Origin of the sequence: Pseudomonas sp. PsB (genome assembly GCF_043658375.1) — a bacterium.
In the GTDB taxonomy this organism is placed as follows: domain Bacteria; phylum Pseudomonadota; class Gammaproteobacteria; order Pseudomonadales; family Pseudomonadaceae; genus Aquipseudomonas; species Aquipseudomonas putida_Z.
In genome coordinates this window covers 153,978-169,687 of the sequence record NZ_JBIGLU010000002.1, presented here as the reverse complement: position 1 = coordinate 169,687, position 15,710 = coordinate 153,978, and the positions used below count along the sequence as shown (strand labels likewise).

Here is a 15,710-nt window from a genome sequence, read left to right as displayed (position 1 = left end):
GGTGTCGAGCAGGTTTCAGGATCCCACTTACCTGTGGGATTCTTTTTGCCGATTTACGCGACAGAAGGCCTACCCCGCAGGTGTTGTGTCCGCCCGGTCACTCCCGAATTCCACAGTCCCCACACCTTCCGCACGGCTTTCGTAGCATTTCAATGTGACCAATGAGTCAAAACGGTCATCTTCCCTGTATTCTATGCAACAGCTGTTGCAGCATTTTGTTACCGGTGCGCAGGCGAGCACTGCCTTCAACCCCCAGCGGTGACGCTCCGGTATTTGGCGCCCTCAATTCATCGAGTGGTGGTCTTTGGCTGTTTTCATTGGGAAGCCAGAATGATTGGCATCAAAAGCATCGCGAGTTACGTGCCCACCGCTGGTCTGGACAACTACGTCCAGGGTGCGAAGTTCGGCAAGGACGAAGAGTTCATGTTCGGCAAGATCGGCGCCTCGTTCCTGCCGCGCAAGGCCGCCGAGCAGGAAACCTCCGACCTGTGCGTGGAAGCCGCCCAGGCGCTGTTCGCCAGCAATCCCGACCTCGACCCGCAATCGATCGATGCGCTGATCGTGGTCACCCAGAACGGTGACGAAGAAGGCCTGCCGCACACTGCCGCCATCGTGCAGAGCAAGCTTGGCCTGTCCACCCGCGTGGCGGCGTTCGACGTGTCGCTGGGCTGCTCGGGCTACGTGTACGGCTTGTACGCCATCAAGGGCTTTATGGAAGCGGCAGGGCTGAAGAACGGTCTGCTGATCACCGCCGACCCGTATTCGAAGATCGTCGACCCGGAAGACCGCAACACCACCATGCTGTTCGGTGATGCCGCCACGGCCACCTGGATGGGTGAGAACGCGGTCTGGAACCTGGGCCAGGCGCGCTTCGGCACCGACGGTTCCGGCGCCGAGCACCTCAAGGTGAGTGATGGCAAGTTCTTCATGAACGGCCGCCAGGTGTTCAACTTTGCCCTGGTCAAGGTGCCGGCGCACCTGCACGAACTGCTGGATGCCAGCGGCCTGAAGTCGTCGGATATCGACGCCTTCTGCATCCACCAGGGCAGTGCGGCGATTGTCGATGCCGTGGCCCGGCGTTTCGAAGAGGAGCATCCGGAAAAGTTCGTCAAGGACATGCTGGAAACCGGCAACACCGTGTCGTCCAGCGTGCCGCTGCTGCTGCAGAAGCACATGCTCGACGGCAGCTGGAAGCGCGTGGCGATCAGTGGCTTTGGCGTGGGCCTGTCGTGGGGCTCGGCCATCCTGTACCGCGACTGATCCCAGCAGTCCAAAAAAAGCGCCCGGCGGCCACCGCCCGGCGCTTTTTTCATACCTGAAAAAAATGTCTGGCCTCACATCAGGCTCTGTGGGGCAACTGTCCAGCTCAAAAACCTGAAAGCCTGCACCACTCCCTGTGGGAGCGGGTTCACCCGCGAACACCGGCGAAGCCGGTGCCAGCCACCGCGTCGCTTTCTTCGCGGGTAAACCCGCTCCCACACGGGGAGGGTAGTGCTACTGGGAGATGGCATTTAGCCTGCTCTTTACACGGTTTTTGACGCCAATAAACCGCCCTTAACCCCTTGATTTCTCAGGGCTGGCCCCATGCCAGCATTTTTTTTTCAAAAACGCCCTCAAGCAACCCGCGCACCCGACGATAACTATTACGAAGGTTCTCTAGGCCACACCCGGCTGTCGCCAGGGCCGGAAGCCGCAGTATCCATACAACGAGGAATTCGTCATGGCTTTGACCGTTAACACCAACATCACCTCCTTGGGCGTTCAGAAGAACCTGAACCGTGCTTCCGACGCGCTGGGTACCTCGATGTCCCGCCTGTCCTCTGGCCTGAAAATCAACAGCGCCAAAGACGACGCCGCTGGCCTGCAAATTTCCAACCGTCTGACCAGCCAGATCAGCGGCCTCAACGTTGCCGTTAAAAACGCCAACGACGGTATCTCCATCGCCCAGACCGCTGAAGGCGCGATGCAGGCTTCCACCAACATCCTGCAGCGTATGCGCGAACTGGCTCTGCAATCGGCGAACGGCTCGAACAGCGATGAAGACCGTACCTCGCTGCAGCAAGAGTTCACCGCACTGTCGGGCGAACTGACCCGTATTTCCAGCACCACTACTTTCGGTGGTCGTAACTTGCTGGATGGTACTTTCACCAGCACCAGCTTCCAGGTTGGCGCGAATGCGAACGAAACTATCTCGTTCGGCATGAAGAGCGTTAGCGCTAGTGAGTTGAAAGGTACTTATAACGAAGCTTCGGTAGATGCGGGTACCAACAAGCTGAGCGCTGTTGTAACAGGCAAGGCTGGGGTAATTACTTCCAATGCGAACGACGTAAGTTCCGCGAAATTTGTTGCTCAAGAGAAAACGTTGGGCGCTGCTGGTGCTGGCAAAATCACCCTTGGCACTACTGATGTTGATTTGGCTGCAACCGATAATCTGGATAGCATCGTTACCAAGATCAATGCTGCAGGTGTCGCCGGCATCACTGCATCGAATCAAGGCGGTGTGCTTCGCCTCAACAATACCGGTGCCGACATGGCCCTCGCTGGTGATGCCGGTACCCTGACCGCAATCGGTCTGACAGCCGGTGCTACCGCAATCGGTGGTAGTGCTAACACGGACGGCACCGTGCAGATGGGTGTCCAGGCAATTGGCGCAGCCGGCGACTTGGTCATTGGCAGTTCTGCAATTCGTCTCGCAGCAACTGATACCCTGGAAGATGTTGTAAATAAAGTTAACCAGTACTCTTCCTCGACTGGTGTAACTGCCAAAATTGCTGATAACGGTGATGGCACTGGCTCGCTTAGCCTGAGTTCCAAAACTGATTTCACCATTGGACAGGCCACTAGTACCGCTATTGCAACCGCCTTTGGCTATAACACCGCTGCAGCCGATAAAGCAGTAACGACCACTACTGGCCTGACTTCCGATGCTTCCATCAAGGTCAATGGTCAGTCGTTCAGCTTCAAGGCTGGCGATACCCTGAGCTCTATCGTTGCTTCGATCAATGACGGTGCTGGTGCTGCTGGTTCTGGCGCTGGTACTAAGGCCACTGGTGTGACCGCTAGCGCCAGCGCTGATGGTCGCCTGATCCTGACCTCGGCCGATGGCAAAGACATCAAGCTGGAAAACAACAGCGCTGGCGCACTGGACACCTTGGGTCTGACCTCCGGTAACACCAAGGCCAAGCTGACCGAGGCTACCTCGATCACCGTCAACAATGTCGAAGTCAAATTCAAGAAAGACGACGACATGGCGGCCATCGCTGCAGCTATCAACAGCTCGAGCAGCGGCGTTACTGCCTCTGTAAACGACGACGGTACCTTGGGCCTGTTCGCTGACCAAAACATCGTAATTGCAGATGGTAGCAATGGCACTGGCCTTGCTGCTCTGGGTCTGAGCGCTGGTACCACCAACGCAGTGACTATGAATACTTCGGTCAACGACCTGAGCATCCTGGACGCCGCCAGCGCGCAGCAAGCGATCCAGGCTCTTGATGGTGCAATCCAGCAGGTAGACAGCCAGCGTTCTCAGCTGGGTGCTGTTCAAAACCGTTTCGACAGCACCGTTGATAACCTGCAGAGCATCGGCGAAAACTCTACTGCTGCCCGCAGCCGTGTACAAGATGCCGACTTCGCATCTGAAACTGCCGAACTGACCAAGCAGCAGACCCTGCAACAGGCATCCACCGCGATCCTGTCCCAGGCTAACCAGCTGCCATCGTCGGTACTGAAACTGCTGGGCTAATTCCAAAAGCTGAGTAGTTTTGACGAAGGGTACGGTGACGTACCCTTTCGTCTTTCCGAGAATAAGAGGTGTAAGACATGGATATGAGCGTGAAACTGGGCCTGTCCTATCCCGCCTCCGCTGCGCCCGACACATCGACGAGCAAGCGGCAAGCAAGCGACCAGGCGGCCAACGAGCCTGCCAATCAAGAATCTCAGCCTGTAGCTCGGCCAGAACTGGAAAGCGCCCTCAGTGCCATCCAGGACTTCGTCAAGGCTTCAGAGCGACAACTGGACTTTTCAATCGATGACTCCACCGGTCAGGTGGTGGTCAAGGTTATTGCCCGTCAAAGCGGCGAAGTCATCCGTCAGCTGCCCTCCGAAGTGGCGCTGAAGCTGGCGGAAAATCTGAAGGATGCCAACAGCCTGTTGTTCGACATTCAGGCCTGATTGGCACGGCTTTTGTTGTAAAGCCGCACGGACGCGTTTTCGTCGGCTTTTCGACGGTCACCGAAATGGAGAGTGAAGATGGCGAGTTCAACTATTACCGGCCTGGGTTCTGGTCTTAAGATCGACGAAATCGTTGCGGCGCTAGCAAATGCCGAAAAGGCGCCCAAGCAGAAACAGATCAATGCCCAAGCCACCACGGCCACTACTTCGCTGTCGGCCATCGGTACCATCAAAAGTGCGCTGGACACGTTCCGTGCGGCTATCGCCAAGCTGAATACGGCATCAAGCTTCTCTGGTCTGGCGTCGTCGTCGTCGGACGAGGCGATTGCAAAGATCAAGCTGGGCGACGGGGCTTCGTCGGGCAATTACGCGCTTGAGGTAACCCAGTTGGCAACGGCTTCGAAGATATCGACGCAGGTTTATGACAAGACCTCTACCGTTGTAAACGATTCGGGTGCATCCCAAACCCTCACTATCAGTCAGGGCAGTTCTACCCACAGCGTTTCCATCGCTGATGGTGCAACGCTGCAGGAGGCTCGCGATGCAATCAACGGTCAGCTTCAGTCCAAAGGTATTACAGCCAACATCGTTACAGATGCCAAAGGCTCGCGGCTGATATTCTCGTCTACAAAGATGGGCGAAGGTACCGAGTTGACGCTTGGTGGAGATGCCAGCATGGCGACCGGGGTCACTACAATCGCTAAACCGCAAAATGCCAAATACACACTGGACGGTTTGGAGCTGGAGTCAGCTTCCAATACTGTCACTGGGGCTGTCAGTGGTGTCGATATCACGCTGGTCAAGGAGGGTAAGGCCAACCTTGGTATCACCAGCAACAACGATACCTTAAAGACCTCCGTACAGTCCTTTGTCACGGCGTACAACGCGCTTATGACTGCAGTCAACGCCCAGACCAAGGTCACCACGGGCGCTGACGGCTCTGCCACCGGAGCGGCAGCGTTGACCGGCGACGCAACCATGCGCTCGCTTGTCAACTCGATCCGTAGCGAGATCACTCGTAGCGTCGGGATTACCGGTTTGAGTAGCCTGTCACAGCTGGGCATCAATACTGTCCAGAAGACCGGCCTGCTGGAATTTAACGATACGAAGTGGGATGCAGCGGTCAAGACCTACGGGGCTGATATCAGTGGCCTGTTTACCGGTAAAGATGGCCTTCTGACCCGGCTGACAAACACTACCGAGGATTATGTAAAAACTGGCGGGATACTGGAGACTCGCCAGACAAACTTGACCAACCAGCTCAAGGATCTAGATGAGGCACAGGCAGCGCTTGATCGCCGTATCACGTCGCTTACCGATACGCTGACCAAAAAATACAACGCCATGGACACCATGGTTGCTCAGCTCAAGGCCACCAGCGACAGCGTGATGACCACGCTTAACGCCTTGAACAAGTCCAATAGCGACGACTGATTACGTTAAAGAAAGCCGGGCTGAGGCCGATGCAATAGGTATGCGGCCCCCGTTCAGCCCCGTTCACTGAGGATCCCCCATGCACCCGATGAGAGCCCTTCGCCAGTACCAGAAGGTCAATTCCCACGCCCAGATTTCCGAAGCCACCCCGCACCGCCTGGTGCAGATGCTGATGGAAGGCTCGCTTGATCGCATGGCTCAGGCGAAAGGTGCCCTTGCTCGCGGTGATGTCGCGCAGAAGGGCCTGATGCTGGGCAAGGCCATCGACATCATCGGCGGGCTGCGTGAAGGCCTGGACAAGGAAAAGACCGACAACCCGGACGAACTGGACCGCCTGGACAGCCTGTACGACTACATGGCCCGTCGACTGACCCAGGCCAACCTGCACAGCGACCCGGCAATTATCGATGAAGTCGCACAGCTGATGATCACTGTGAAAAGCGGCTGGGACGCCATCGCCACCGCCGAGCAATAACACCCTGAGGACACCCCTATGAGCGCGTTGCAGCAAATTGAAGATACCCGTCTGGCCCTGAGCCAGGCCCTGCAAGCGCGCGACTGGGCGGCCATCGGTGAACTCGACCTGGTGTGTCGGGCCCTGATGGATAAAGTGCTGCAGGAAGGGCAGGGGGATGAAGCCGCCGTGCGGGCTAATCTGGAGGCGTTGATGGCGGTTTATCGTCAGCTAATCGACGTTGCAAGTGACGAGCGTCAATCCTTGGTCACACAAATGTCGAATATCAACCAAGCGAAACACGCCACAAAGGTATACCATCTGTTCAGCTGAAGCTGGCCAGAATGCAACGCTTCGGCGCCATAAATTTGACTGCCTTTAAGTTTTTGACTTTACTAGTGGCTGTTTTCGAATTTCAGACGTCCGAACACTGACCATTCAGTCGGAATGATGTCGAGCACGCCCTCGGGCGCCGATATGACTAGGGAAGTTGCTATTGCATGTGGCGTGAAACCAAGATTCTGCTGATCGACGACGACAGCGCACGCCGCCGCGACCTGGCGGTGGTGCTTAACTTCCTCGGCGAAGAAAACCTCGCTTGCTCCAGCCAGGACTGGCAGCAGGTGGTCGAGCCGTTGTCTTCGAGTCGCGAAGTGCTGTGCGTGCTTATCGGCACTGTAAATGCCCCGGGCAGTGTGCTTGGGCTCGTTAAGACAGTGACTGGGTGGGATGAGTTCCTTCCGGTTCTGCTTTTAGGTGAAATTTCTTCTGCTGAGTTCCCGGAAGACCTTCGCCGCCGGGTGCTTTCCAACCTGGAAATGCCGCCAAGCTACAGCCAGCTGCTGGATTCGCTGCACCGTGCCCAGGTCTATCGCGAGATGTACGACCAGGCGCGCGAGCGTGGTCGCCAGCGCGAACCCAACCTGTTCCGCAGTCTGGTCGGCACCAGCCGTGCCATCCAGCACGTGCGGCAGATGATGCAGCAGGTGGCCGATACCGATGCCAGCGTGCTGATCCTGGGTTAGTCCGGCACCGGCAAGGAAGTGGTCGCGCGCAACCTGCACTACCATTCCAAGCGCCGCGAGGCGCCGTTCGTGCCGGTCAACTGCGGTGCGATCCCGGCCGAACTGCTGGAAAGCGAACTGTTCGGCCACGAGAAGGGCGCTTTCACCGGGGCGATCACCAGCCGTGCCGGGCGTTTCGAGTTGGCCAACGGCGGTACCCTGTTCCTCGACGAAATCGGTGACATGCCGTTGCCGATGCAGGTCAAGCTGTTGCGCGTGCTGCAGGAACGTACCTTCGAGCGCGTGGGCAGCAACAAGACCCAGAGCATCGATGTGCGCATCATTGCCGCGACCCACAAGAACCTCGAGACCATGATCGAGGAGGGCACGTTCCGCGAAGACCTGTACTACCGCCTGAACGTGTTCCCCATCGAGATGGCGCCGCTGCGTGAGCGGGTGGAAGACATCCCGCTGCTGATGAATGAGCTGATCTCGCGCATGGAGCACGAGAAGCGCGGGTCCATCCGCTTCAACTCCGCGTCGATCATGTCGCTGTGTCGCCACGGCTGGCCGGGCAACGTTCGCGAGCTGGCCAACCTGGTCGAGCGCATGGCGATCATGCACCCGTACGGGGTGATTGGCGTGTCCGAGCTGCCGAAGAAATTCCGTTACGTCGATGACGAAGACGAGCAGATGGTCGACAGCCTGCGCAGCGACCTGGAAGAGCGCGTGGCGATCAACGGCCATACGCCGAACTTCAGCAACCACGCCATGCTGCCACCTGAAGGCCTGGACCTGAAGGACTACCTGGGTAGCCTGGAGCAGGGCCTGATCCAACAGGCGCTGGACGATGCCAACGGTATCGTTGCGCGCGCGGCTGAACGTTTGCGTATACGTCGTACCACCCTGGTCGAGAAGATGCGCAAGTACGGCATGAGCCGTCAGGGGGGCGAGGACCAGGCGGAGGATTGACGGCTGGGGCGGGGTGTTCGGCTTGGCGTTGATGGTGCCTGTTAGATCGAGCGCCGCCCGCGCGGCGCTTCGCGGGTGTTTGCCGTTGTACTTTCTGCGCCTGTGAGATCGGGCGCCGCCCGCGCGGCGCTTCGCGGGGCAAGCCCGCTCCCACATTTGTTGCAACGTGCCGAACCTATCAGGCCATGGTTGTCAGCCTTGTTGCCTTGACGCGGTTTCCCGGCTGGCGCTACCGCCGCCTCGCAGGTCCCAAACACTCCGCCAAAGCGGGCAACGCCTCTCCCACAGGCATGGCCACGTTGCAACAAATGTGGGAGCGGGCTTGTCCCGCGAAGCGCCGCGCGGGCGGCGCTCGATCGCACCCCATACACCCCACATTCCGCAATACTTTTCAGTGCTCCAATCCTTCGCATGCGCCTATGTTTCCTGAACCTTTGTGCGAGGAAACCACATGGAGCGTGCTCAATCCCATCTCTTGCGCCGTGGCCGCTTCTCCATGCCCGGCGGCATGTATCTGTTAACAACCGTAACGAATAATCGAAAGCGAATCTTCACGGATTTTTGGCTGGCCCGAGCGGTGATTCAGCAACTTCGGCAGGCTGAGCGCGAAGGTGCGTGTCAGTCATTGGCCTGGGTTGTGATGCCGGACCATCTCCATTGGTTGATTCAGCTGAACGACTCGACATTATGTAGCTTGATGCGACGATTTAAGTCGCGCAGCAGTCATGCGTTGTATCACCGAGGAATGAGGCGCGAAAAAGTGTGGCAAGCGGGCTATCAGGACCATGCCATTCGGCGAGAGGAAGACATTCGCAGGGTGGCGAAATATGTAATTTGCAACCCATTGCGGGCGGGGTTGGCAAGTAGGGTCGGTGATTATCCACATTGGGACGCCGTATGGGTCTGAGTCATCTGGAAGCGGTGAGCGCCGCCCGCGCGGCGCTTCGCGAGTGTTTGTCGTTGCGTTTGCCGTTGCACTTTCTGCGCCTGTGAGATCGAGCGCCGCCCGCGCGGCGCTTCGCGGGACAAGCCCGCTCCCACATTTGTTGCAACGTGCCGAACCTGTCAGGCCATGGTTGTCAGCCTTGGTGGGGTGGCTGTATTTCTGGGTTGGCACTACTGCCGCTCCACTTGTCTCAAGCCTTGCACCAAGGCTGGCAACGCCTCTCCCACAGGCATGGCCACGTTGCAACAAATGTGGGAGCGGGCTTGTCCCGCGAAGCGCCGCGCGGGCGGCGCTCGGTCTCACAGGCGCAGAAAGTGTCAAGGCGAATACCCGCGAAGCGCCGCGCGGGCGGCGCTCGATCTCACAGGCGCAGAAAGTGTCAAGGCGAATACCCGCGAAGCGCCGCGCGGGCGGCGCTCGGTCTCACGGGCGCAGAAAGTGTCAAGGCGTATACCCGCGAAGCGCCGCGCGGGCGGCGCTCGATTTGCGCCCCACCACAAATCTCAAGCCCTGCATTAAACCCCATCTCCGGCACGGCTATTGCTACACCGCTGGCAACACACCGTTTTTATGACGGTCAGCCACGCGAGAGAGCAAGATGCCCCAGGCCGCCCACGTATCCCTAGCCCCCGATCCGCAGGGGCAAACCCCGGTCGAGCAGGACAGCCGCCAGGGTGTCGAACAAGCCTTCGCGCTGTTCAACCAGGTGTCCAGCCAACTGAGCCAGTCCTACAGCCTGCTCGAAGCCCGGGTCAGCGAACTCAAGGGCGAGCTGGCGGTGGTCAGCGCCCAGCGCATCGATGAACTGAGCGAAAAGGAACGCCTGGCCAACCGCCTGCAGAACCTGCTGGACCTGCTGCCTGGCGGGGTGATCGTGATCGATGGCCACGGCCTGGTACGCGAAGCCAACCCGGCCGCCTGCGAACTGCTCGGCGAGCCGCTGGTCGGCCAGCTGTGGCGCCAGGTAATCGCCCGCAGCTTTGCCCCGCGCAAGGATGACGGTCACGAAGTCTCGCTGCGCGACGGCCGCCGTCTGTCCATTGCCACTCGCTCGCTGGATGCCGAGCCTGGCCAATTGGTGTTGCTCAACGACCTGACCGAAACCCGTCGCCTGCAAGACCAACTGGCCCGCCACGAGCGCCTGTCTTCGCTGGGGCGCATGGTCGCCTCGCTGGCGCACCAGATCCGCACGCCACTGTCCGCGGCAATGCTCTACGCCAGCCACCTGGCTGATCCCGAACAAGAGCTGGGCGCGGAAACCCGCCAGCGCTTTGCCGGCACCCTGAAGGAGCGCCTGCATGAGCTGGAACACCAGGTGCGCGACATGCTGGTATTCGCCCGTGGCGAACTGCCGCTGAATGACCGAGTCACGCCAAAAGCCTTGTTCCAGGCCCTGCAGCAGGCTGCCCAGGCGCATGTGCAAGGGCACGCCGTGCGCTGGCAGTGTGACAGCCACCTGGGTGAGCTGCTGTGCAACCGGGACACCCTGGTTGGTGCATTGCTCAACCTGATCGAAAATGCGCTGCAAGCCAGCGACGGCCCGGCGCGACTGAAGGTGCACCTGTTCCGCCGCGAGCGCAGCCTGCAGCTGTGTGTAAGCGACGCCGGCAGTGGCATCGATGCCGAGCTGCTCGGCCGCCTGGGCGAACCGTTCCTGACCACCAAGACTACCGGCACCGGCCTGGGCCTGGCCGTGGTCAAGGCCGTGGTGCGCGCGCACCAGGGTACGCTGCGCCTGCGCTCGAAGGTTGGCCGTGGTACCTGTGTGCGGGTGGAGCTGCCGTTGATCGACGGGCAACTGGCGGAGGGCATGTAATGGCGATCAAGGTGCTGCTGGTCGAGGACGACCGCGTATTGCGCCAGGCGCTGGGCGATACCCTGGAAATCGGCGGCTTCGCCTACCAGGCGGTGGGCAGTGCCGAAGAAGCGCTGGAAGCGGTGCTGGAGGAGGCCTTCAGCCTGGTAGTCAGCGATGTGAACATGCCTGGCATGGATGGGCACCAACTGCTGGCCCAGCTGCGCCGCCAGCAACCGCAACTGCCCGTGTTGCTGATGACCGCGCATGCCGCGGTGGAGCGTGCCGTCGAGGCGATGCGCCAAGGGGCTGCCGACTATCTGGTCAAGCCATTCGAACCCAAGGCCTTGCTCAGCCTGGTCGAGCGGCATGCCGCCGGGCGCGTGGCTGAAGAGGAAGGCCCGGTGGCCTGCGAGCCGGCCAGTCGACAGTTGCTGGAGCTGGCCACGCGGGTGGCGCGCAGTGACTCGACCGTGCTGATTTCCGGCGAATCCGGTACCGGCAAGGAAGTGCTGGCGCGCTTCATTCACCAGCAGTCGCCGCGGGCGGCGCAGCCCTTCGTGGCGATCAATTGTGCTGCCATCCCCGACAACATGCTCGAGGCCACCCTGTTCGGCCACGAGAAGGGTGCCTTCACCGGCGCCATCGCTGCCCAGGCCGGCAAGTTCGAGCAGGCCGAAGGTGGCACCTTGCTGCTCGACGAAATCTCGGAAATGCCAATGGCCTTGCAGGCCAAGCTGCTGCGCGTGCTGCAGGAGCGCGAGGTGGAGCGGGTGGGCGGGCGCAAGCCGATCAGTCTGGATATTCGCGTGCTGGCCACCACCAACCGTGACCTGGCTGGCGAAGTGGCGGCCGGGCGTTTCCGTGAAGATTTGTACTACCGCCTGTCGGTGTTCCCCCTGGCCTGGCGCCCGCTGCGCGAACGCCCGGGTGACATCCTGCAACTGGCCGAGCGCCTGTTGGCGCGTCACGTGGCGAAGATGAAGCACGCCCCGGTGCAGCTGTCGCCCCAGGCCCGAGCCTGCCTGCAGGCGTACGCTTGGCCGGGCAACGTACGCGAACTGGACAACGCCCTGCAGCGGGCGCTGATCCTGCAGCAGGGCGGGGTGATCGAGGCGGCGGATTTTTGTCTGGCAGGCGCCATTCCATTGTCAGCTGGCATCGAGCCATCACCTGAGGTGCTGGCCGAGCCTGGCGGGCTGGGGGATGACATGCGTCGTCATGAGTACCAGATGATCATCGACACCCTGCGCGCCGAGCGCGGCCGCCGCAAAGAGGCCGCCGAACGCCTGGGGATAAGCCCGCGTACACTGCGCTACAAGCTGGCGCAGATGCGCGATGCCGGGTTTGACGTCGAGGCCAGCCTGTTCGGCTGATTGACACTGCAGCCGCTGCAGATGCGCCCCCTGTAGGAGCGGCCTTGTGTCGCGATAGGGCCGCAAGGCGGCCCCGGCGATATCGGCGGCGAAGCGCAGATGTGGGGCCGCTCCGCGCCCCTATCGCGACACAAGGCCGCTCCTACAAAGATCGCGCAAGCGGACGGGGCGGTGATTCCCAAGGCTGGCACCTTTGTTGCTTTAGGTTGGCTATTCGCCGCATCACTGTCAAAAAAATGCGGCCGCAGGAGAGAGAAGGGTCATGAGCCAAGGTGTTGAATTCAATCGTCTGATGCTGGACATGCGGGCCATGCAGGCCGATGCCATGTCGCTGCCCAAGGTGGCCGCTGCCCCCGAGTTGGCACCCGGGCAAAGTACCTTTGCCGACATGCTCGGCCAGGCCATCGGCAAGGTGCATGAGACGCAGCAGGCTTCGACCCAGTTGGCCAACGCTTTCGAGATCGGCAAGAGTGGCGTCGACCTGACCGACGTGATGATCGCTTCGCAAAAGGCCAGCGTGTCGATGCAGGCCCTGACCCAGGTACGCAACAAGCTGGTCCAGGCGTACCAGGACATCATGCAGATGCCGGTTTGAGGACGGACGTAAACCATGGCTGAAGCAGTCGTCGACAACGCCCCTGCCAAAAGCGGCCCGCCCGCGGCCAAACCGCCGCTGTTCGGCATGGCGTTTCTGGAAAACATCGCGCAGATGCCCATGCTGCGTCAGATCGGCCTTCTGGTCGGCCTGGCCGCCAGCGTGGCGATCGGCTTTGCCGTGGTGCTGTGGTCGCAACAACCCGATTACCGTCCGCTGTACGGCAGCCTGGCGGGCATGGACACCAAGCAGGTCATGGACACCCTGGCCGCCGCCGACATCCCCTACAACGTCGAGCCCAATTCCGGTGCTCTGCTGGTCAAGGCCGACGACCTCTCCCGTGCGCGCCTGAAACTGGCGGCCGCCGGCGTGGCACCAAGCGATGGCAACGTCGGCTTCGAGTTGCTCGACAAGGAGCAGGGCCTGGGCACCAGCCAGTTCATGGAAGCCACCCGTTACCGTCGCAGCCTGGAAGGCGAGCTGGCGCGTACCGTGTCCAGCCTGAACAACGTCAAGGGTGCGCGCGTGCACCTGGCCATCCCGAAAAGCTCGGTGTTCGTGCGTGACGAACGCAAGCCCAGCGCCTCGGTACTGGTCGAGCTGTACCCGGGCCGTGCCCTGGAAGCCGGGCAGGTGATGGCCATCGTCAACCTGGTGGCCACCAGCGTGCCGGAACTGGACAAGTCCCAGGTCACCGTGGTCGACCAGAAGGGCAACCTGCTGTCCGAGCAGATCCAGGACACCGCCCTGACCCAGGCAGGCAAACAGTTCGACTACAGCCGCCGGGTGGAAAGCATGCTCACCCAGCGGGTGCACAACATCCTGCAGCCGGTGCTGGGCAATGACCGCTACAAGGCCGAAGTGTCCGCCGACCTGGACTTCAGTGCGGTCGAGTCCACCTCCGAGCAATTCAACCCAGATCAGCCGGCGCTGCGCAGCGAGCAGTCGGTCGATGAACAACGTGCCAGCAGCCAGGGCCCGCAAGGTGTACCCGGTGCGCTGAGCAACCAGCCGCCAGGCCCGGCCTCGGCACCGCAGACCACCGGTGGTGCCGCTACCCCGGCCGCGGCCATCCAGCCTGGCCAGCCGCTGGTGGATGCCAACGGCCAGCAGATCATGGACCCGGCCACCGGCCAGCCGATGCTCGCGCCGTACCCGTCGGACAAGCGCCAGCAAAGCACCAAGAACTTCGAACTGGACCGTTCCATCAGCCACACCCGCCAGCAGCAGGGGCGCATGACCCGCCTGTCGGTGGCGGTGGTGGTGGACGACCAGGTCAAGATCGACCCGGCCACCGGCGACGCCACCCGTGCGCCATGGGGTGCCGAGGACCTGGCACGCTTCACTCGCCTGGTACAGGACGCGGTCGGCTTCGACGCCAGCCGTGGCGACAGCGTGACGGTGATCAACGTGCCGTTCGCCGCCGACCGCGGCGAAGAGATCGCCGACATCGCCTTCTACCAGCAGCCGTGGTTCTGGGACATCGTCAAGCAAGTGCTGGGCGTGGTGTTCATCCTGGTGCTGGTGTTCGGTGTGCTGCGCCCGGTGCTGAACAACATTACAGGGGGCGGCAAGCAGGCTGCCCCGGATAGCGACATGGAGCTGGGCGGCATGATGGGTCTGGATGGCGAACTGGCCAACGACCGCGTCAGTCTGGGTGGCCCGACAAGCATTCTGCTGCCTAGCCCGAACGAGGGTTACGAGGCACAGCTCAACGCAATCAAAGGCCTGGTGGCCGAAGACCCGGGCCGCGTTGCCCAGGTCGTGAAAGAGTGGATCAACGCCGATGAGTGATAACCGAGCCGTTACCGCCAAGCTGAGCCGCGTCGACAAGGCGGCGATCCTCCTGCTTTCGCTGGGCGAGACCGATGCCGCCCAGGTGCTGCGGCACATGGGGCCCAAGGAAGTGCAGCGGGTGGGTGTGGCCATGGCGCAGATGGGCAATGTGCACCGTGAACAGGTCGAGCAGGTGATGAGCGAGTTCGTCGAAATCGTCGGCGACCAGACCAGCCTGGGCGTGGGCTCCGATGCCTATATCCGCAAGATGCTCAACCAGGCCCTGGGCGAGGACAAGGCCAACGGCCTGGTCGACCGCATCCTGCTCGGTGGCAACACCAGCGGCCTGGACAGCCTCAAGTGGATGGAGCCGCGCGCCGTTGCCGACGTGATCCGCTACGAGCACCCGCAGATCCAGGCCATCGTGGTTGCCTACCTCGACCCCGACCAGGCCGGTGAAGTGCTGAGCAACTTCGACCACAAGGTGCGCCTGGACATCGTCCTGCGCGTGTCGTCGCTGAACACCGTGCAGCCGGCGGCGCTGAAGGAGCTGAACCAGATCCTCGAGAAGCAGTTCTCGGGCAACTCCAACGCAGCGCGTACCACCTTGGGCGGCATCAAGCGCGCCGCCGACATCATGAACTTCCTCGACAGCTCGGTGGAAGGTGCACTGATGGACGCGATCCGCGAGATCGACAGCGACCTGTCGGAGCAGATCGAAGACCTGATGTTCGTCTTCAACAACCTCGCCGACGTCGACGACCGAGGCATCCAGGCGCTGCTGCGCGAAGTCTCGTCCGACGTGCTGGTGGTGTCGCTCAAGGGCGCCGACGAGCGGGTCAAGGACAAGATCTTCAAGAACATGTCCAAGCGTGCCTCGGAGCTGTTGCGCGACGACCTGGAAGCCAAGGGGCCGGTGCGGGTCAGCGACGTGGAAACGGCGCAGAAGGAAATCCTCACCATCGCCCGCCGCATGGCCGAGGCCGGCGAGATCGTGCTCGGCGGCAAGGGTGCCGAGGAAATGATCTGACACTGATGGTGAACCCACCGTTGACCTTGTGGGAGCGGGCGTGCCCGCGAAGCAGGCGCCGCGGTGGATGGCACGGGCGTTGCCCGTGTTCGCGGCGGTTCGACGCCTCGACATGCCCGCTCCCACAGAGACCCGCGTTGGTCGAACATGCGTTGAGT

Annotated in this window: 12 protein-coding genes and 1 pseudogene; all 13 read left to right on the top strand. The window is 61.2% G+C overall.

Features of this window, described 5'->3' with window-relative positions; translation table 11 throughout:
• Positions 1 to 330: 330 nt before the first annotated feature.
• The 13 genes and pseudogenes from ACGLHT_RS05555 (at position 331) to fliG (ending at position 15,552) form a co-directional block, all read left to right on the top strand.
• Positions 331 to 1,260 carry a ketoacyl-ACP synthase III gene (locus ACGLHT_RS05555; protein ID WP_137164540.1) on the top strand — a complete coding sequence of 310 codons (930 nt, stop codon included), beginning with the start codon at positions 331 to 333 and terminating at the stop codon, positions 1,258 to 1,260.
• Between the two features lie 460 nt (positions 1,261 to 1,720).
• Entirely contained in the window at positions 1,721 to 3,742 is a 2,022-nt protein-coding gene (locus tag ACGLHT_RS05550; protein ID WP_274120199.1) for a flagellin hook IN motif-containing protein, read from the top strand.
• Positions 3,743 to 3,819: 77 nt separating this feature from the next.
• Positions 3,820 to 4,170: a flagellar protein FlaG gene (locus ACGLHT_RS05545; RefSeq protein ID WP_274120200.1), complete on the top strand. Its 351-nt coding sequence runs from the start codon at positions 3,820 to 3,822 to the stop codon at positions 4,168 to 4,170.
• Between the two features lie 78 nt (positions 4,171 to 4,248).
• Complete coding sequence (gene fliD / locus ACGLHT_RS05540; protein WP_274120201.1) at positions 4,249 to 5,604, top strand: flagellar filament capping protein FliD; 1,356 nt, start codon at positions 4,249 to 4,251, stop codon at positions 5,602 to 5,604.
• A gap of 79 nt (positions 5,605 to 5,683) precedes the next feature.
• The gene (fliS, locus tag ACGLHT_RS05535; RefSeq protein WP_274120202.1) at positions 5,684 to 6,079 is read left to right on the top strand and encodes a flagellar export chaperone FliS; all 396 of its coding nucleotides are present in this window, start codon (positions 5,684 to 5,686) and stop codon (positions 6,077 to 6,079) included.
• A gap of 18 nt (positions 6,080 to 6,097) precedes the next feature.
• Positions 6,098 to 6,391 carry a flagellar protein FliT gene (locus ACGLHT_RS05530; protein ID WP_274120203.1) on the top strand — a complete coding sequence of 98 codons (294 nt, stop codon included), beginning with the start codon at positions 6,098 to 6,100 and terminating at the stop codon, positions 6,389 to 6,391.
• Between the two features lie 167 nt (positions 6,392 to 6,558).
• Positions 6,559 to 8,034, top strand: a pseudogene (gene fleQ / locus ACGLHT_RS05525) (transcriptional regulator FleQ).
• A gap of 451 nt (positions 8,035 to 8,485) precedes the next feature.
• Entirely contained in the window at positions 8,486 to 8,941 is a 456-nt protein-coding gene (locus tag ACGLHT_RS05520) for a transposase (protein ID WP_264316411.1), read from the top strand.
• Positions 8,942 to 9,578: 637 nt separating this feature from the next.
• The gene (locus tag ACGLHT_RS05515) at positions 9,579 to 10,796 is read left to right on the top strand and encodes a PAS domain-containing sensor histidine kinase (RefSeq protein ID WP_274120204.1); all 1,218 of its coding nucleotides are present in this window, start codon (positions 9,579 to 9,581) and stop codon (positions 10,794 to 10,796) included.
• Positions 10,796 to 12,151 carry a sigma-54 dependent transcriptional regulator gene (locus ACGLHT_RS05510; protein WP_274120205.1) on the top strand — a complete coding sequence of 452 codons (1,356 nt, stop codon included), beginning with the start codon at positions 10,796 to 10,798 and terminating at the stop codon, positions 12,149 to 12,151. Before ACGLHT_RS05515 ends, ACGLHT_RS05510 begins: the two co-directional genes overlap by 1 nt.
• Before the next feature lie 262 nt (positions 12,152 to 12,413).
• Positions 12,414 to 12,746, top strand: coding sequence for a flagellar hook-basal body complex protein FliE (gene fliE / locus ACGLHT_RS05505; RefSeq protein WP_013973606.1), 333 nt, complete (start codon positions 12,414 to 12,416; stop codon positions 12,744 to 12,746).
• A gap of 15 nt (positions 12,747 to 12,761) precedes the next feature.
• The gene (fliF, locus tag ACGLHT_RS05500) at positions 12,762 to 14,540 is read left to right on the top strand and encodes a flagellar basal-body MS-ring/collar protein FliF (RefSeq protein WP_274120206.1); all 1,779 of its coding nucleotides are present in this window, start codon (positions 12,762 to 12,764) and stop codon (positions 14,538 to 14,540) included.
• Entirely contained in the window at positions 14,533 to 15,552 is a 1,020-nt protein-coding gene (gene fliG, locus ACGLHT_RS05495) for a flagellar motor switch protein FliG (protein ID WP_003257289.1), read from the top strand. Before fliF ends, fliG begins: the two co-directional genes overlap by 8 nt.
• Positions 15,553 to 15,710: the final 158 nt, after the last annotated feature.